Annotated in this window: 13 protein-coding genes; 8 read left to right on the top strand and 5 right to left on the bottom strand. The window is 69.0% G+C overall.

Going from position 1 to position 18,101, the window contains the following annotated elements:
* Positions 1 to 44 precede the first annotated feature (44 nt).
* Positions 45 to 2,264 (bottom strand): sel1 repeat family protein, encoded by a 2,220-nt coding sequence (locus IPK71_22535; GenBank protein MBK8216517.1) that lies wholly within the window; start codon positions 2,262 to 2,264, stop codon positions 45 to 47.
* Positions 2,265 to 2,460: 196 nt separating this feature from the next.
* Between IPK71_22535 and IPK71_22530 the strand changes: the two genes are divergently transcribed.
* Positions 2,461 to 4,986, top strand: a complete 2,526-nt coding sequence (locus tag IPK71_22530; GenBank protein ID MBK8216516.1) for a hypothetical protein — start codon at positions 2,461 to 2,463, stop codon at positions 4,984 to 4,986.
* A 26-nt stretch (positions 4,987 to 5,012) separates the two neighbouring features.
* Here IPK71_22530 and IPK71_22525 read toward each other — a convergent pair whose 3' ends face one another.
* The 3 genes from IPK71_22525 to IPK71_22515 form a co-directional block, all read right to left on the bottom strand.
* Positions 5,013 to 6,047 (bottom strand): flippase-like domain-containing protein, encoded by a 1,035-nt coding sequence (locus IPK71_22525; GenBank protein MBK8216515.1) that lies wholly within the window; start codon positions 6,045 to 6,047, stop codon positions 5,013 to 5,015.
* 116 nt (positions 6,048 to 6,163) lie between these two features.
* Positions 6,164 to 7,441: a nucleotide sugar dehydrogenase gene (locus IPK71_22520; protein ID MBK8216514.1), complete on the bottom strand. Its 1,278-nt coding sequence runs from the start codon at positions 7,439 to 7,441 to the stop codon at positions 6,164 to 6,166.
* Positions 7,442 to 7,597: 156 nt separating this feature from the next.
* On the bottom strand, positions 7,598 to 8,359 hold the full coding sequence (locus IPK71_22515; protein MBK8216513.1) for a protein tyrosine phosphatase: 762 nt from the start codon (positions 8,357 to 8,359) through the stop codon (positions 7,598 to 7,600).
* A 140-nt stretch (positions 8,360 to 8,499) separates the two neighbouring features.
* Between IPK71_22515 and IPK71_22510 the strand changes: the two genes are divergently transcribed.
* From IPK71_22510 to IPK71_22490, 5 genes are all read left to right on the top strand, one after another.
* Complete coding sequence (locus IPK71_22510; GenBank protein MBK8216512.1) at positions 8,500 to 9,858, top strand: gliding motility protein; 1,359 nt, start codon at positions 8,500 to 8,502, stop codon at positions 9,856 to 9,858.
* Positions 9,859 to 9,936: 78 nt separating this feature from the next.
* The gene (locus IPK71_22505; GenBank protein ID MBK8216511.1) at positions 9,937 to 11,697 is read left to right on the top strand and encodes a serine/threonine protein kinase; all 1,761 of its coding nucleotides are present in this window, start codon (positions 9,937 to 9,939) and stop codon (positions 11,695 to 11,697) included.
* An 89-nt stretch (positions 11,698 to 11,786) separates the two neighbouring features.
* Positions 11,787 to 12,743 carry a tetratricopeptide repeat protein gene (locus IPK71_22500; protein MBK8216510.1) on the top strand — a complete coding sequence of 319 codons (957 nt, stop codon included), beginning with the start codon at positions 11,787 to 11,789 and terminating at the stop codon, positions 12,741 to 12,743.
* Positions 12,740 to 14,224, top strand: coding sequence for a hypothetical protein (locus IPK71_22495; GenBank protein ID MBK8216509.1), 1,485 nt, complete (start codon positions 12,740 to 12,742; stop codon positions 14,222 to 14,224). The genes IPK71_22500 and IPK71_22495 overlap by 4 nt, the downstream gene beginning before the upstream one ends.
* Positions 14,225 to 14,231: 7 nt before the next feature.
* On the top strand, positions 14,232 to 15,227 hold the full coding sequence (locus tag IPK71_22490) for an alpha/beta fold hydrolase (protein MBK8216508.1): 996 nt from the start codon (positions 14,232 to 14,234) through the stop codon (positions 15,225 to 15,227).
* Positions 15,228 to 15,253: 26 nt separating this feature from the next.
* Here the strand turns inward: IPK71_22490 and IPK71_22485 are convergent, their stop codons facing one another.
* Complete coding sequence (locus IPK71_22485) at positions 15,254 to 15,949, bottom strand: fumarylacetoacetate hydrolase family protein (GenBank protein ID MBK8216507.1); 696 nt, start codon at positions 15,947 to 15,949, stop codon at positions 15,254 to 15,256.
* Positions 15,950 to 16,360: 411 nt separating this feature from the next.
* On the opposite strand from IPK71_22485, the gene IPK71_22480 reads away from it, so the two are divergent.
* The gene (locus IPK71_22480; protein MBK8216506.1) at positions 16,361 to 16,846 is read left to right on the top strand and encodes an NUDIX hydrolase; all 486 of its coding nucleotides are present in this window, start codon (positions 16,361 to 16,363) and stop codon (positions 16,844 to 16,846) included.
* A 78-nt stretch (positions 16,847 to 16,924) separates the two neighbouring features.
* Complete coding sequence (locus IPK71_22475) at positions 16,925 to 18,100, top strand: protein kinase (GenBank protein MBK8216505.1); 1,176 nt, start codon at positions 16,925 to 16,927, stop codon at positions 18,098 to 18,100.
* The last annotated feature ends 1 nt before the right edge of the window (position 18,101 follow it).

Here is an 18,101-nt window from a genome sequence, read left to right as displayed (position 1 = left end):
CCGCTACGAGAGGCCGAGGCCGAGGGCCAACTTTTCGGGCGAGACTACTTCTTCGCCTTCGTTCCAGCGGCCTTCTTGGCCTCGTCGGCCCGCTTCTTCTCCTCCGCCTCGCGCGTCGGCTGGGCGAGCTCTTTGGCCGTCGGGCTCCCCCCGAGGTCCTTCCAGAGCTTGCACTCGTCGCCGTAGTGGAGCTTTTGGCACTGGGTCTGGGCGTACTCGGCGTAGCGCTTGACCGTCTCGTCTTTGGGGGTGCCTCCGGCCGCCTTGAGCTTCACGCAAGCCCGCGCATCTCCTCGGCTTTCGCACCGAAGGGTGTAGAACTCGACGAGCTCCGGCTTGCTCTTCGTCTTGAGCACGGCCTCGACGCCGACGCAGGCCTGCGAATCTCCGAAGAAGTTGCAGCCCTGGGTGTAGGCGTGGAGGGCCTTGTCGGGGGACGGGCTGAGGCCCTGACCGCCCGACTTGTAGAGGTCACCGGCGCGTTTGCAGGCCCCTTTGGCGCACCCGAGCTCGTAGGACTCGGCGGCCTTCGCGAAGTCTTTCTGGAGGCCGAGCTGGCCCTTCTCGTACGCCTCCCCGAGCGCGAGGCAGGTGTCCCAGCCGCGCACGTCTTTGGTGCAGCCGCGCTCGAGGAACGACCGCGCGCGGGTCGTGTCTTTCGACTCGAGGGCGAGCTCCCGCCCGGCCATGCAGGCGAACATGCTGTGCAGGTTGCACGCGCGCTCGAGGTGCGTGAGGGCCTTGTCCTTGTCGGCCGGGAGCCCCTTGCCGTTCGCGTAGATCGCGCCGATTTTGTAACAGCCGTCGCCGTCGGAGAACCCGCCCGACGAGCATTGGCGCTCGTAGGCCTCGATCGCGAGCTTCGAGTCTTCTTTGGCGCCGCCCTTGCCGTCGCGGTGCATGTCGCCCAGGCGCCCGCACGCGTAGCCGAGCCCGAGATCGCAGGCCCTGCGCGTGAACGCGAGGTGCTTGTCCGCGCTCTTCGTCGTGCCCGGTCGCTCCGCGCTGCTCGGATCGAAGGCCTCCGCCAGAGCGACGCACGAGTGCGGCTCGCCGAGGTTGCAGCCGGCGGTGTGGAGCTTCGTCGCGCTCTCTCCGGCCTTGGCGCGCTCAGCGTCGGTGGCCTTCGGGGCGTACGCCTTCGAGACGTACGTGTTGGCGGCGCGGCTGCACGAGACCCCGTGGCCGAGCGCGCACGCCTTCTCGAGCATCGCGAGATCGGGGTTCGGCGAGGCGAAGCGCGTCGTCCGCGTCTTGCCGCCGGGCTCGGTGATCGTGCGCGCGGGCTCGGACGCGTAGACGGCGAGGTTGAAGCAGCTCTCGGCGTTGCCGGCGTTGCAGGCCGCGGCGCACTCCTCCGGGGTGCCGGTTTCGCGGTCGCACGCCTTCTGGGCGGCCTTGCCCGAGACGCACTTCGTGCCTCCCCACGTGAAACCCGATGGGCACGCGGGGGTGTCGGCCTGCGCCTCTTGCTGTTTCGACTCCTCGGCCGTCTTCTTCGCGGCCACGATCGGGACGAGCTCGAGCCGTGTCACGGCCGCGCACTGGGCCGGAGGCTCGCTCGCGTCGGGGGACGACTTTCGGCACGCCTCGAGGTCGCCGTCGCGCGCCTCGGTCTTCTTGGCCGACGAGCTCTGCGCGCTCGTTCCGGCCCCGAAGATCTGCGCCACGGCTTTGACCTCGCCCTCGGTGCCCGTCGCGAGCGCGAACGCGCCCACGTAGACGCCGCGCACGACGTGCGTCGCCGAGTCGCACGTGCCGCCGCCGGTGAGCTCGGGACGCGTGATCTCGCTCGCGGTCGTGCGCTTCTTGCCCACGGTCACGAGCGCGAGGTCGAGGGTCGAGCCACGCTTCATCTCGCCCGCGAGCTGCGCGCCGGTGAGCGGCAGGTTCGCCGCGAGCTCGTCCGCGTTCGTCATCCGGACGACGTCTTCTTTGCGCGTGACGCCGGCGAATCGGTAGCTGCCGGGTGCGCTGCAACCCTTGAGAATCTTTAGGTTTTTGCAGTCGAAGCTCACGACCGCGACGCCGTCCTTGATGGCGACCTCGAGGTCCGAGCGCTCGTTCGACTTGAGGTCGACGACGAGCGGCTCTCCGGCCACCGCCTTGGCGCACGCCGCGATGTTGGCCTCGCCCATGGCCTCGTGCCCCGTGGCGGCCTTGGGCCGGACGGCCTCTCCCACGGCACCTGCCGGGCCTCCGCAGCCCACGAGCGCGCTCGCGAGCGCAACCAAGCCGATCCCTCCGACGACGACAGAACGCATGCTCCGAGACCTCCTGCGGGGTGGACGGGGCCGGGCGGCCCGCGTCGCACGGAATCGGCCGAGACCTAGCACACGGGCGCCGGGGTGGGCTCGGTAGCGGGCGTACGGGAACGCTGGCACATGAAGGTACGTGTGGTAGACCCACCGTTTTGGGCGGGGTGCTGTCGCTCTCGCCGCGTTCTCTCCGAGAGGATCCATGCGCTTCTTCCGCTCGTTCCCGGCGTCCTTGGCTCTCGCTTCGACCTGCGCCGTCGTCGCCGCGTGCGGCTCGGCCGAAACCGACGAGCCTGGAACGACCGACTCGAACATCGACGTGACGAACGTCACTCTTCCCACGAGCGCCGCGGTCACCGTGACCGAGCCGCGCACGATGATGTTCCTCGAGGAGAATGGCTACTCCTTCAAGCACGTGTTGCGCCTCGTCTCGGCGGGCGCGCCGGCCCCGGCGCCCTTCACGGGGCGGAAGTACACCGACTCCGCCGCGTATCGCGAGATCGTGCGGGTCGTGGAGAACGAGATCAAGGGCAAGCCCGAGGCCATCAACGGCGTCACGGTGACCGACGAGCGTTACAAAGAGGTGCCCTTCGACGGCGCGCGTCTCCCTTTCGACCGGACCGGCATCGGCGGGACGACCCCGGCCTCCGACGCCACGGTCGCGGCGCGCCTCCCCAACTACGGCCCGTCCGTCGGCGTCGGCGTCAAGTACGCCCACCGCCTCTTCGACCCGACCTGGCTCACGTCCGACAAGGTGCACATCGAGCTCATCGCCGTGTCGAACGGCTTCGATGGCCGCCTCTTCGGAGGCAACAGCTGCGGCGACGTTCGACTCATCTACCGGCTCGGCATCAAGCCCGACGGCCGCCCCTTCACGCTGCTCCCGTTCACGTTCCAAGTGCGCTTCTCGCAGCCCATGCTCGCGGGCGGCAACTGCCAGGAGAACGCGCGGCGCTGGCTGAGCGTGCCAGGGAGCGGCGAGAGCCACGGGCCGGCCTTCCTCCTGAACCGCGTGCTCCGCCCCCTCGGCTTCGTGAGGACCCAGGACTTCTACGGCGTCGACATCAACTATCAGGTGATGCATCAGTCGAGCGAGCTCAACGATCCCGACGACCACGCCGAGTACGTCATTCGGGTGTTCGACGGGACCAGCGCCGGTCTCCGCGTGGGCAAGCTCCCCATGGTGCCGCGTCAGGGCATGAACCGCGCCGACGTGGTGCGATGGGTGAAGGCGAACATCCCAAAGATCGACCTGGGGATCTCGTCGTTCAACCCGGGTGCTCCGCGGGCGGACCTCGCCCTCTTCGCCGTCTCGCACTCGACGCGAGGGATGGCACGGCGCGCCAATCGCCCGTTCGGCGAGTACCTCGACGAGTCGGACTTCAAGGACATCGAGGGCCAGCTCCTCGGCACCAAGACGATCCGTTCTCCCGCGATGCTCATTCGGCGCCTCGACAGCCTCACCTGCCAGGGGTGCCACCAGATGCGATCGATCGCGGGCTTCCACATCGTGGGGGAGCCACGACCCAACGACCCCGCGCGCCCCGAGCTCCACCGGGCTCAATCCGGGAACGCCGTCCACATGGGGGTCTCCCCGCACCTCGAGCTCGAGGAGACCCCCTACCGGTTGGGGTACATCAAAGCCATCGCCGCTGGCGCGGACGGTCGCACCTACGATGAGCCGCTTCCTTGGCACGGGCGCTCCGGCGTCGACATGGACGCCGACGGAAAATTCACGGGCCGCGGCGACGCGCCGGCCCCGATCGGCTCGCACTGCTCGCTCGACAACGCGACCTTCGGAGGCTGGAATTGCGCTCCTGGCCTCGAGTGCGTGGATGTGAGTGGAGATGAGCGAAAGTACTCGCTCGGAGCGGACGGGAGTCGGACACTCGACCCGAAGCCGCGCCTCGGGACCTGCCGTGCGGCCGGCGGCGGTCGCATCGGGGACCCGGCCCAGCTCTCCACCGTGACGCCTCGGTGGACCAACGCGTCGCAGCTCATCCCCTCGCTCGACGGCGATGGGGTCGCGCGTACGGCAGCGAACTACCCGACGCCCTGCGCACCTGGCTCTTTCGTCCTGCCGAACCGCAACGGCTTTCCGGGCGGGATGTGCTCGACAGGTTGCCGTCAGGCGGGGGCGGGCGCCGTCAGCAATATTGGTGGGCGCGACGTCGTGTGCACGCGCGTGCCGGAGCTCCGCTTCGAGGAGTATTGCTTCTTCAAGTTCGGCGCCGCGTCCACGACGCTCGCGAAGGCCGAGCTGCAGACCCAGGCGATCGAGACCTGTCTCACGTCCGAGACGGGCGGGAAGATCCAGTCGGATCTGTTCCAACTTCAGAAGTGCGACGTCGCGAACCAGTGTCGAGACGACTACGTCTGCGCCCGTGTCCCCGGCCCCAACGGAACGACCGTCGGGGGATGCGTTCCGCCGTACTTCATCTTCCAGCTCCGCGTCGACGGGCCTCCCTCCGACCGCAACCTCGTGTCGGCGGCGCCCCCTGGAGGCGGCACGGCGCCGGCCACCTGCACCCCGAACGAGCCGGGCCTCCGCCCCCAAGACATGGACAACGCCCAGACACGCGCGAGCTGCCTCGCGAGCCCGGTCGACTGCGTCGAGGACCTACCGAACCCGACGAACGGCGGGAGCTTCATTTGTTGGAAGAACGGAGCCTTCACCGCCAGCTGCAGCCGTAGGTGCGTGAATGGAAGCTTCGTCCCCGCGAACTGACCCGCGCTCGGATCGGAGGCAGTGCGCTAGCGGTCGGCGGCGGGGGGAGCCATGCTGTCTTGATCCGAGCTCTCGCTCGCCTCGATCGCGTCCCGGACCTCGCCCTTGTGGGTGAAGAAGAAGTAGGCGCCGAGGAGGGTGCTCAGGGCGAGCTGCGAGGCGTAGAGCAGGAACACGTAGGCGGCTCCGGCGCCCACGACCACGCTCTCCGGGAAGTACATCGACATGCCCGCGTAGATGCCGGCGTGGAAGACGCCGAGCAGGCCGGGCGGCCCTGGGATCAGGATGGTCACGCCCAACATGCCCATGAGCGCGACGGCCTCGCCGAACGTAATGGGAGAGCCGTCCGCGTGGCAGACCCCGGTGCCCCACGCGAGCAGCCACATGCCGAACGCGTTGATGAGCCAGTAGATGGTGGTCTCGAGGAGGAAGCCCCCGGCGTCCTTGCCGTTGCCGAACGCGTGCAGGCCGTTCGCGAGCTTCTCGGCGATCTCGGCGAGCTTCTCTCCGAGCCTGCGCGAGACGACGCCGAACACCGCGAGCGTCGCGCGCCGGGCAAAATCACGGGCGAAATAGAAGACGAAGATCGTGACGAAGGCGGCCGCGAAGACCCCGAGCATGACGAAGCCGCTCGTCCGAACGTGCTCGACCCCGATGGGGAGGCCCACCACCTTCTCCGGAAGCGGATCGAGGTGGGGGACGGTGACGAGCGCCACGGCGAGGAGTCCGCTCAGAAAGAGCCCGTCGACCACGCGCTCTCCGACCACCGAGCCGGTCGCCGAGGAGAGGCTCACGGCGCCCTTTTTCCGCACCATGTACGGCCGTACGAGCTCACCGATACGGAAGGGCAAGAGCAAGATGGCGGCGAAGCCGATGCACGAGATGGCGAACGTGCGCCGCTTCGAGATCGTCACGAACGACCGAAGCAAGAAGCGCCAACGTACGGCCCGAAACCACGTCATCGCGAGGAACGTCGCGGCGTAGGCGGGGACCGTCCACCACTTCACGCTCCGAAAGACCGACGTGTCGGCCGGAACGAGCGTGAGCCCCCCCTTCTTCATGGCGAAGAGGATGCTCGCGGTGATCACGGCCGAGGCGACGAGCTTGCCGGCATTTTGCCGAAAAAAGCCACGCGGCGCAGCTTTGGCTGCGCCGCGTGGGAACGGATTCTCGGGCACTACACGCTCCAGTAATGCAGCTTCCGCGAGACCTTCGTGGGCTCGAGGACGCTCTTCACGTCGACGAGGACGCCCCCTTCGTGCACGAGCCCTTCGATGTGGGCCTGCCCGAGCGCGAGGAACTCTTTGTGGCTCACGGCGAGGATGACCGCGTCGAGGTCCTTGAACGCCTCGATCGGCGAGAGCGTGAGCCCGTACTCGTGCACGGCCTCGGGCGCGCTCGCGATCGGGTCGTGGATGATCGCGTCGATGCCGAAGGTCGCGAGCTCCTTCAGGATGTCCGGGACCTTGCTGTTCCGGAGATCGTTGCAGTCTTCCTTGAACGTGAGCCCGAGCACGCCGACCTTGGCTCCCTTCACCGGGCGATCGGCGTTGATGAGCATCTTCACCGTCTTCTGGGCGATGTGGGCGCTCATGTGGTTGTTGATGCGCCGCCCCGCGAGGATGACCTCGGGCTGGTAGCCGAGCTCTTGCGCCTTGGTGGTGAGGTAGTACGGGTCGACGCCGATGCAGTGACCTCCGACGAGGCCCGGGCGGAACTTGAGGAAGTTCCATTTCGTCGCGGCGGCGGCGAGCACGTCGGCGGTGCGGATCCCGATGCGATCGAAGATGATCGACAGCTCGTTCACCAGGGCGATGTTGAGGTCGCGCTGCGTGTTCTCGATGACCTTCGCGGCCTCGGCCACCTTGATCGACTGGGCCTTGTGGATGCCGGCGTGGATGATCGCGCCGTAGGCGGCGGCGACGCGCTCGAGGGTGGGGCCGTCCTCGCCCGAGACGACCTTGGTGATGCGCTCGAGCGTGTGCTCCTTGTCACCCGGGTTGATGCGCTCGGGCGAGTAGCCGAGCTTGAAATCGCTGCGCGCGAGGCCCGAGACACGCTCGAGGATGGGGCCGCAGATGTCCTCCGTCACGCCGGGGTACACGGTCGACTCGTAGACGACGACCGCGCCCTTCGTGAGCGCGCGCCCCACGGTCTCCGACGACTTCACGACGGGCGTGAGGTCGGGCACGTTGTTCTGGTCGACGGGCGTCGGCACGGCCACGACGAAGAACGTGGTGCCCTTCAAGTCCTCGGGGTTGCTCGTGATTTTGAGAGGGTTCGCCTTGAGCTCCTCTTCGGAGACCTCGTGGTTGCGGTCGTACCCGCGGGCGAGCTCGGCGACCTTCTCCTTGTGGATGTCGAACCCGACGGTGCCGGGAAAGGCCTTCGCGAACGCCAGCGCGACGGGAAGCCCAACGTAACCCAGCCCGATGATCGCGATCTTCTCTGCCATCTCTGTCCTCCCGAGGTTCCCCGCGCTCACGGACGCGCGGGGTCACCTTACAGGAGAGAGCGCGTCCATGGGTAGTCCGTCCCGAGAATCCGTTCGACCGGCCGGCGCGAAGGGCGGGTTCCGGGCGTTTCGTGCCTTCGAGCCCGCGGTCGGAGGTCACGAGGCGATGGCGCCGCGCCCGTCGAGGATCGTGGTCGGGCCCCGACGAAGCATCCGATCGACCTCGTCGGGCCCCCCGATCGCGGCGAGCCGCTCGATGGCTCGCTCGGTCACCTCGACGTCCTCGGGGCGATGCGCATCGGAGCATGCGGCGGAGTACGCACCCTCGTCGAGTAATTTTTCGGCGATCCGCTGAGGCTTCGAGCCATACTTTCCGACAAGGGCGCACACGTCGAGGAGGAGCTGAGCGCCGGCGTCGATGAGCGCGTCGAGGCAGCGATCGTCGTCCCACACGGGCTGGTAGCGTTCGGGGTGGGCGAGCACGGCCGAGAGCCCCGCTTTGCGGAAGTCGAAGAATCGCGCTTGGAGCTGCGGTGGAAACGCCCGCGGCGAGAGCTCGACCAGGATCGGTCGCACGCGCTTGTACGGGCGACCCGGGAGGGGCGGGTAGGGGAGGACGTGGCCCTCGCGGAGGCGCGCGTAGACCACGTCGTCGAAGAAGTGCTCGCTCGCCAGCGCGAGGGACGGGAGCGCGCCGCGGGCCGCCGCTCGGATCGCCGGGACGGCGGCCTCGAACGCGTCGCGCAGGCCCGTCGCGTCGTTCTCGAACATGCCCGGCCTCGTGTGTGGCGTGGCCACCACCGTGTCGAACCCCGCCGTATGGAGCCGCTCGAGCATGGCGACCCCCTCGTCGACCGTACGTGCGCCGTCGTCGATCCCGGGGATCCAGTGGCAATGAAGGTCGATGAAGCCCCTCATGACGCGAGCTTACCTCAAAACCGGCGACGAGGGCCCCTCTCGGGGGCGGACGTCGGCGCGCTCGACCGGGCCGTGGCGAGCGGCTCCGGTTCGGCTGTCCCTCGAGGTGCGTTCTGGTCTACGCTGCGACCCGCCGAGCGATGCCGACGCTGAACCCGCACACCCGTGAGCTGTCGTTCAAGCTCGTCTTCTACGGCCCCGGCCTCGGTGGCAAGACCACCACGCTGAAGACGCTCTTCGCTTCCACGAAGCCCGAAAACCGCGGGAAGCTCGTGAGCGTCGCCACGCAGCAGGACCGAACGCTGCACTTCGATTTTCTGCCGCTGCGCGTCCCGCGGGTCCGTGGAATGACCGTGCGCCTGCAGCTCTACACGGTTCCGGGGCAGCTCTATTACGGGGCCACGCGCAAGCTCCTTCTCTCCGGGGTCGACGGGATCGTGTTCGTCGCCGACTCGCAAGAGGGGCGCATCGAGCCGAACCAAGAGTCCCTCGACGACCTTCGGCAGAACCTCGAGGAGCTGAAGCGGCCGCTCGAGCGCATCCCTCACACGTTCCACTGGAACAAACGCGACCTGCCGGATGCGGTCCCGGTCGACGAGCTCGAGCGCCGGTTCAACCCGCACGGTGCGCCGTCGCTCGAGACGATCGCGACCTCGGGCGAAGGCGTCTTCGAGGGGCTCGAGCGCATCACGCGCCTCGTGCTGAAGGCCCACGAAGGTGACGAGCTCGACGCCCGTCCGCTCCTCGGCATCATGGACGACGCGGGCGGAATCGCTGGCGTCCTCAAGTCGATGGTCGACGGTCCGCCTCGCCCCTCGCGGCCGAGCGACAAGCCCGACGCGCAAGGAACCTCGCCCGCTTCGAGCCCCACGGAGTCTCCGCCTCCCGCCGTTCGTGCCGACGCCCCGGCCCCCGAAGAGCCGTCGTCGCGCCTCCCGTCGACCGTGTCGGTGACCGAGGATCTCGACCTCGATCCCTTGCCGATCCTCCCGCGTCCGCCTCCGGAGCCCAAGGCTCCTTTTGCGACCACCGAAGGGGGGACCGCCCTCTCCGCGAAGTCGCCCTTGGAGGAGGACCTCCCGTCGGCAGAGCCCATCTCCGAGCCGCCGCCCGTGCCGAGCGCTCCCATCGGCGAGGCCGGCCCGGGCTTCTCGTTCCGCGCGCTCTTCTCAGGGTCGGACTCGGAGCGTCGCGCGGTCGAGCTCGCCGAGGCGCACCTCGCGCGGAGCGACGCACACGCCGCGATCCTCTCGTGCGACGTCGTGCTCTCGCGCGTCTTCGCGGCCGTGGGGGCGCACGTCGGAGCCTCGCCGTCTCCGCTCGAGCCCGCCCACGTGGCGTTCCTCCTCGGCCTCGAGGGCCCTCGGTATGCGGCCTTCCGTGGCGCCGTCAGGGCCGCGAGGCGAGGCGAGCCCGTGACGCTGCGCCACGCCTTCGATGCCTACCTCGTCGTCCTCGAGGCGAGCCGCCTGCGGGATCGCTTGCGCTCTCCTCGGTAGGATATCGGTCACACTTCACCACCTCGTCTCCCCTGCAAATCCGTGCATTGGGAAAAGCCCGCGTGTACGATGAAGGGGATGGCGGAGAACGTGCCCATGGACGAGGGAGGCGACGAGCCCGGGGCGCTGTCCCCTGGCATGCGCCTCGGTCGTTACGAGCTCCTCGTGGCCATCGCGCGTGGCGGCATGGCGAGGGTGTGGGCCGCGAGGCAGCACGGCCAGCGCGGCTTCACCAAGCTCGTCGCCATCAAGACGATCCTCCCGCACCTCGCGCGCGAGCCCGAGTTCGAGCGCATGTTTCTCGACGAGGCGCGCATCGCTTCGAACGTGCACCATCCGAACGTGTGCGACACCTACGAGCTCGGGGAAGAGAACGGCGTTCTCTACCTCGCGATGGAGTGGGTGAACGGCGACTCGTTGAGCCGCGTCCTCCGGCCGAACAGCGCCGAGACCCAGGTCCTCGACTACCGCGTGGTCGCGCGCATCGTCGCCGACGCGTGCGCCGGCCTTCACGCGGCCCACGAGCTCTGCGGCGAGGACGGGCGACCTCTCCAGGTCGTGCACCGCGATTTTTCCCCGCACAACATCCTCGTCTCGGCCGACGGCAACGTCAAAGTCGCCGACTTCGGCGTCGCGAAGGCGCTCGGTCAACTGCACGAGAACACCACCGCGGGACAGATCAAAGGCAAGCTCGCCTACATGGCCCCGGAGCAAGTCGCCGGCATCGTCGATCGCCGCAGCGACGTCTTCTCGGCCGGGTGCGTGCTCTACGAGGCCACGTGCGGGATCGCGCCGTTCCGCGCGGACAACGACATGCAGATCATGCACAACCTGATGTCGGGCAACTACGTGCGCCCGACGCAGCGCGTGCCCACGTACCCGGCGGGGCTCGATCGCATCGTCGCGACGGCCCTCGCCGCGGATCCGAAGCTCCGGTTCCAGACCGCCGAGCAGCTCCGCGTGGCGCTCGAGGAGTGGCTCGCTCGCTCGGGGCCCGTCGTCACCCAGGCGAACGTCGCCCAGGCGCTCCGCGCTCGCATCGGCGATCGAATCGACAGGCGGAAAGAGCGCATTCGTGCAGCGCAGGCAGCCTCTCCCACGGCCGACGACTCCCAGGCGATCTCGTCCGTCGCCCGTAGCTTCCCCGGGCCCGCGTCGGGGAGCGGCGTGCAGCTCCGAGGTGATCTCTCGTCCCCAGGATACGGGTCGCAGCCGTCGCACCCCTCGCACTTGTCGCACCCTTCGCAGGTGTCGCATCTGTCGCACGCTTCGCTCGCCGGCTACGGCCCGCCGTCGGTCGGAGCGGGCATGGGTCCGATGCCTCCGCCGGTCGCCGACGGTGACGGAAAATACAATGTTATCGGTGGAATAGCGATTGGCGCCATCGTCGCGATCGTCCTCGGGATGGGCGGCTACTTCGCCATCGTCCGGCCACGCTCCGCGCCTCCGGCCCAACCTCCCGCGGTCGCGGCTCCGGTGACTCCGGCGAGCGCACCTCCGGCCCCTTCGGCGTTCGCAGGCGTGGTGCCTTCGGTAGGCGCGGCGGTCGTCGCTACCCCCGATGCCTCCCCGGCCATGGAGCTTCCCGATACCCCTCAGATCGACCTCGAGCTTTCCCCACCGAACGCGACGGTGTCGGTCGACGGTCAGCCCGCGGCCGCCCTCGCGGCCATCCCGAAGCCGGGAGCAGGAAAGCCGGTCACCCTCACGATTCGCGCCGAGGGGCGAGAGGACGCGGTCGTGAAGGTCGACGATACGACGGCCTCTCCGCTCAAGATCACGTTGAAGTGGAAGGCTCGCGCCCCCGCCGCCCCGGCGATCCCGACGAGCCCCTATTGAGGCGCGCCCACACGGTGAGTAGCGCGCAGCCGCAGGGCAGGGCTCGACCCCTCGGCGCGATTCGTGCGACGATACGATGCGGAGGTCTCATGCGAAACGTGGCGTGGCGAACGTGGGCCGTGGGCTGTCTCGTGTGTCTCGTGGCGAGCTCCGCCCCACGCGGCGCGCACGCGGACGAGCCTGACCCGACCGTCGAAGCGAAGGCCCGGTTCCGCCAAGGGAGCGAGGCGTTCGCGCAAAAACGCTTCGTCGAGGCCGCCCTCCAGTTCGAGGCGGCATCCGCGCTCCGCCCGCACGCCGTGACGACCTTCACGGCTGCGCTCGCGTGGGACAGCGCGGGCCAGCCCGAGCGCGCGTGCGATGCGTACGGGCGAGCCCTCGATCTCCCCGGGCTCGACGCCAAGCAGACCACTCAGGCCAAAGACCGCGTCCAGAGCCTCGAGCGCACGCTCGGAACGGTGGTCGTCAAGGTGCCGTCGACCTGGAAAATCCAGCTCGACAGCCTCACCGAGGTGACCGGGCCTTCGCGTCTTCACGCGCTCCCGGGCGCGCACGTGCTTACGATCCGACCTTCGGGCTACCCCGTCGAGAAACGCGACGTGTCGCTCGAGGCCGGCAAGGCGATCGAGGTGGAGGTCACGGAGGCGCAGCTCTTGGCTGCGAAAAAGGCGGCCGAGCCTCCGCCCCCGCCGAAAGTCGAGCCTCCGCCCCCGCCGAAGCCCGAGCCCCCGCCACCTCCTCCCCCGGCGCAGTCGCCGCTCCGCCCGCTTGGCTTCGTGCTCGCCGGCACGGGGGGGGCGCTCGTCCTCTCGGGCATCGTCCTCGGGACCCAGGCTCTCGCCGCGGGTGACGCGTACAACGCCGGCCCGACACGCGAAGCGTACGACCACGCCACGAGCCTCGCGACCTGGACGTCTCTCGCGCTCGTCGGAGGCATCGTCGTCGCCGCAGCGGGGGTCACGTTGGCGCTCGTGCCGATCGGAAAGACCGAGGCGAAGGTCGCCGTGGGGCCCGGATCACTCGTCCTTGGAGGCACGTTCCAATGAACTGGCGTTCTCTTGCGCTCGCGGCGTTGGCGGGCACGGCGCTCACCGGCGCGTTCGCGAGCTGCTCTCTCGGGCTCGACGAGAGCCTCATCGGTCGCGCCGACAGCGCACCTCTCCCCACAGGTACCGGAGAGCCTCCCGAGTCGTCCGTTCCCGACGTGGTCCGCCCGACCGAGGCCGGCATCGACGGCTCCGCGGTCGGATCCTGCAAGGTCGACGCGGACTGCAAGGCGGCTTCGGCGTGCCTCAAAGGGAAATGCGAGTCAGGCACGTGTGCCTACGCGATCTGCCCTCAGGCTGACCCATGCCGGGCCGCGCGCTGCGACGTGGCCGCCGACGCCTGCCTGCCGCCTCTTCCGCTCCCGCGGACGGAGGAGATTCGCCTCGTCGACAACATCGCCGTGTCGGGGCCGCTCCGCTCGGTCGCGGTGATTCCTCCGTTCGCGTTCGTGTCGACGAGCTCGGGCGTCTACGCGTACCTCTACCAGGAGCCCGGCCTGCCCAAGACCATTCTCTCGGTGAGCGGCGCGCCGTTCGTGCCCTCGTACATGTTCGCGTCCGGGCGCCGCCTCTACATGCTCGGAGGTCTCACGGGGAGCCTCCAGCGCAGGCTACCGGTCGCGTGGCTCGACGTCCCGCAGAACCCCGCGGCCGAGCTCAAGGCCGAGTCCCGTCTCGTGTCGTACAACGGGCAGGCATTCAACGTCGCCCTGCCGACCGCGGGAGACAAGCTCCTTCTCGGTCACACGAGCCCCGGGTACGCGTTCGCCGTGGCCGAGCCACCCTTCACCGGCACCATCGGGCTCAACACCGTCGCGACCGCGCAGTCGTACCAGATGATCGCGACCTCGGGAGCCGACCGCGTCGTGGCGATCCGGCAGCTCGGCGGCGCGGGCGCCCCGGCGTTCTCGATCCTCACGGGCGCCGGGTCGGCGAGCGGCGTGTTCGGCGTCGACCAAGGCATCTCTCCCGGGCCGCAGTACTCGTACAACTTCGGAAACGGGCAGTTCGCCGCGAGCGCAAAGGGGGCCGTGGCGACCCTATGGCCGCTCAACCTGACGACCGCGCCCTTCAACGGGAGCGTCTCGGCCGTCCGCCTCGCGGTCATCCTCGACGACGACAAGGACACCTCGTTCGCGGGCGACAAGTTCGTCGACGTGGCGACGTACCCGGCCCCCGGCTCGCCGAACTACCAGAACATGGCGGGCCCGATCGCGTTCGCGGACGATCAGACCGTCTTCGCGACGTTCGCGACGCCGTCGACCCCGACCACCAAGCTGTCGGCTGCATTCTACACGCTTTCGGGCGCCGCCGACGCGGGCGCCGGGGACGCGGGCGTGGGCCAAGCGACCGAGCTCGCGCTGCAGCCGGGCAACGTGTACGGGGCCGCGGCCGCGCCAGGGGTCGGCGTCGTCACGGGCTACAACGGGACGATCGGCGCGGCTGTCATGCACGTCGTCCGGCCGGCGTGCGCGCCCTGAAGGCGCGATGAGGCGCGTCCTCACCGGCCTCCTCGCGAACGGGCACGTGCAGACCCTCGGCGCCGCCGCGCCGTTCTACTGCCCACCGCGCGGGTTCCGCCCTTCCGAGCACGAGCCCCTGAGGCTCCCCATCGCTCATGGCAGCCTTCGCGGTCACCTGCACGCCGATCTGTGGCTCGCGAAGGGGAGGCGCCCTGCGGTCGTCATCGTGCACGGGATCGGGGGAGATCTCGCGTCGCGGTACGTGGTCCGTGCGGCGGTCGCGCTCCATCGCGACGGGTTCCACGTCGCGCGGATGTCGATGCGCGGCGCGGGCGCGAGCGTCGCGGAGGCGCCGGCGCTCTACCATGCCGGTCTCACGGGCGACGTCCTGCACGTCGTCGACGTTCTTCGGAGCGACGACCGCATAAGCTCGGTCGTCCTCTTGGGCTTCTCCGGGGGAGGGAACCTGGTGATGAAGCTGCTCGGGGAGCTCGCGGAGCGTGGGCCGTCGCTCGTGGCCGCGGCCGCGACGATTTCGGCGCCCTTCGACTACACCTCGATAGGTCCGCACATGGACGCGCCCGCGCGCCTCCCGTACCGGTTCCACGTGCTTCGTGGGCTCGTTCGCCAGGCCCGCGCGTTCGCGAGGCTTCACCCGGACCGCGCCACGTTCGATGCGGCGGGGTTGTCTCGCCTCGGCTCGTTTCGCGAGTACGACGCGAAGGTGGTGCTGCCCGTGTACGGCTTCGCGTCGGTCGACGCGTATTGGGCCGCCGCGAGCGCTCGCCCCTCCCTCTCTCGTGTTGCCGTTCCCACGCGAGTCATCCACGCCCATGATGACCCGATGGTGCCCGGGGCGCTCGTGCGCGCGAGCCTGCGCGACGCGAGCCTCGCGCTGGACCTCGAAATGTCGCGCGAAGGCGGGCACATCGGGTGGTTCGCCGGCCTCGACGAGGCGAGCTTCGTCACGCCGTGGGCCGTCCGTCGCGCGACGGATCACCTCGCGCGCCACGCCCGGTGATCGCGCCGAGGCTCGGCGCCGCTCGGTCAGGCCGCGACGATGGTGTTCGAGAGCCGGCCGAGCCCGTCGATCTCGAGGTCGACGGAGTCGCCTGGCATAAGCCATTGATTTTGCGTGATTTTCGAGCCGTTCAGCTCGAGGAAACAGCCGGTTCCGCACGTGCCCGACCCGATGACGTCACCAGGGTACACGTCGACGCCGTAGCTCACGCGCGAGAGGATCTCGGCGAACGTGAACGTCATGTCTTTCACGTTGCCGGTCGACACGCGCGTCCCGTTCACGAGGCCTCGCATCTCGAGGTCGAAGACGAGCCCCTTCGGCGTCTTCTTGGAGCGCGCTGCGAGCTCGTCGAGGGTGACGAGGTAAGGCCCGAGGCCCGTCGCGAAGTCTTTGCCCTTCGCGGGGCCGAGCGAAAGCTTCATCTCTTCCATCTGGAGGACCCGGGCGGAAAAGTCGTTCATGATCGTCATGCCGAAGACGAAGTCGTCCGCGGTCTCGGGGGTGAGGTCGCGCCCCTTCTTTCCGACGACGATCGCGGCCTCGAGCTCGAAGTCGAGCTTCTCGCGCGCGAGCTCCCTCACGGCGACCGGGCCTGGGCCCACGACGGCCTGATGGTTCGTGAAGTAGAAGACCGGAAACATGTCGAACTCGGGGATCATCTCGAGCCCGCGGTTTCGCCGTGCCGTCTCGACGTGCTGCCGGAACGCGTAGCCGTCCCGCATGGACGGCGGGCGCGGGATCGGCGCGAGGAGCTTTTGCCCGGCTTCGGGGACGAGCAGCTCGGACGGGAGCTTGCCCGCCGCGTGAGCCGAGAGGATCGTGTTCGCGGCGTCGCGCGTGACGGAGCCCCGCTCCACGAACCCGAGCACGCTCTCTCCGTACGTGCGGGCGATCTCGGACGCCCCGCTCGGACGGCCGGCCTCGCGTTCGATCCACGCGAACGCGGAGGGCAGGTGCACGAGCTTCGTCGAGCCCCCATCGACGACGACGAGGGCAGGGACCTGGGTTTCGTTCTCGAGGAAGGTTGCGAGCTTCACGCGCCGGTCTTTACCACGACACGGGCGCACCGGGCCAAACGCGAGCCTCGCTCGGGATTTTCGAGGAGCCGCGGGCCTTCGCGGTAGAGTGGGGCCATGGCCAAGGGACTCTTTTCGCGCTTGCCGAAGGGCGCGCTCACCATCGCCAAGGAGCTTGCGCGACACATCCTCCGGAGGCCCGTCGTCGGCGTTGCGGTGGCCGGTCGGACGACCGACGGCCGATGGCTCCTCATTCGCCGCGCCGACACGGGCACCTGGGCCCTCCCCGGCGGTACGGTCGAGTGGGGCGAGACTCTCGCCGCGTCGTATCCGCGGGAGCTCGAAGAGGAGGCCGGGGTCGTCGCGTCGACCTTCGAGCGTGTCACGGGGGTCTTCTCGAGGCCCGATCGCGACCCACGGTTCCACGCGATCACGGTCGTCGTTCGATGCACGATCCAAGCGCCCGTCAAAGACCCGTCGAACCCCCTCGAGATCCTCGAGGCCCGCCTCTTCGCGGACGACGAGCTGCCCGATCTCGGCACCATGGGGATGGCCGAGATGCTGGCCTGCGCCCGCGACGGTGCCCCGTTTCACTTTGAGTAAGTGCCTGAAACTACGAGAGAAACAAGTTTCGGTGCCTCGCGGAGATCGAATGGGGACGCGGTGCGTACGGAGGGGCCTATGGAGAGAATCGGCGAATACCTCGTCAAGCGGCTCGTCGGCGAAGGCGGCATGGGGAAGGTGTACGAGGCCGAAGAGCGCCTCTCGAAGCGCCGCGTCGCCCTGAAGGTGCTCCGGCCCGAGCTCACGAAGAACGAGGAGGGCCGCAAGCTCTTCTTGAACGAGATGCGGATCCTGGCTCACCTCGAGCACCCGAACCTCGTCAGGAGCCTCTCGTCGATCGAAGACGGCGACAAGCTCGTCATGGTGCTCGAGTACCTGTCGGGCCGGACGCTCCGGGACGAGCTCGTTCGACGCAAGCGCCTCCCGTGGGCCGAGGCCGTGGGCCACATCGCGTCGATCGCCGAGGCGCTCGCGGTCGCTCACGAGCAGAGCCCGCCCATCGTCCACCGCGACCTCAAGCCCGAGAACGTGATGCTCGTGTGCGCCGAAGGGGAGGAGGCCGAGGGCGCGCCGAAGGGGCTCAAGGTCATGGACTTCGGCGTGGCGAAGGTCCTCGAGGCGGCACACGCCACCAACACGCAGAGCATCGGGACGCTCCAATACATGAGCCCCGAGCAGATCGACGCGGGCGTCATCGATGCGCGCGCGGATCTCTACGCCTTAGGCCTCGTCTTCTACGAGCTCGTGTCCGGTGAGGTCCCCTTTCACTCGGCGTCACCTCGTGAGCTCTTGAACCTCCAATGCACGGCCGAGCCTCCCGAGCTCGCCGACGACGTGCGCGTCGGTCTTCCGCGCGGCGTCGAGACGCTGATGTTCTCGCTCCTCGAGAAGGATCCGGAGAAACGCCCCGCGTCGGCTCGCGTCGTGCTCGACACCCTCGAGCCCTTCCGCTCGGCGGGAGAGGCGGCGCCTCGGAGGCGTACGACGGGAGCGCTCCCGAAGACCGACACCGAACGAACGAGCCCACCGAGCGGATCCGCTACGGCCTCGAAGCGTGAGCCCGAGGCCCCGAGCCCCGCCCCTCGACTCGACACCGTCGCGCTCGTCGAAAAGAACGCGCAAGCCAAGCCGAGCCGGGAGGTGCCCACGTGGGCCGGTGTGCTCGGGATCGTGCTCGTGTCGGCCCTTTCGTTCGCCGTGACCTATCGCCTCCGTCTCTCTTCCAACGAGCGAAACGCGGCCTCTCCCTCGGCGACGTTGGAGACCGCAGCGACGCCGTCTTCGCCCCGCTGAG

The organism is Myxococcales bacterium, from assembly GCA_016712525.1.
Taxonomy (GTDB): Bacteria; Myxococcota_A; Polyangia; order Polyangiales; family Polyangiaceae; genus JAAFHV01.
The sequence above is the reverse complement of the archived record's forward strand: the minus strand, read 5'-3'. Positions and strand labels throughout refer to the sequence as shown.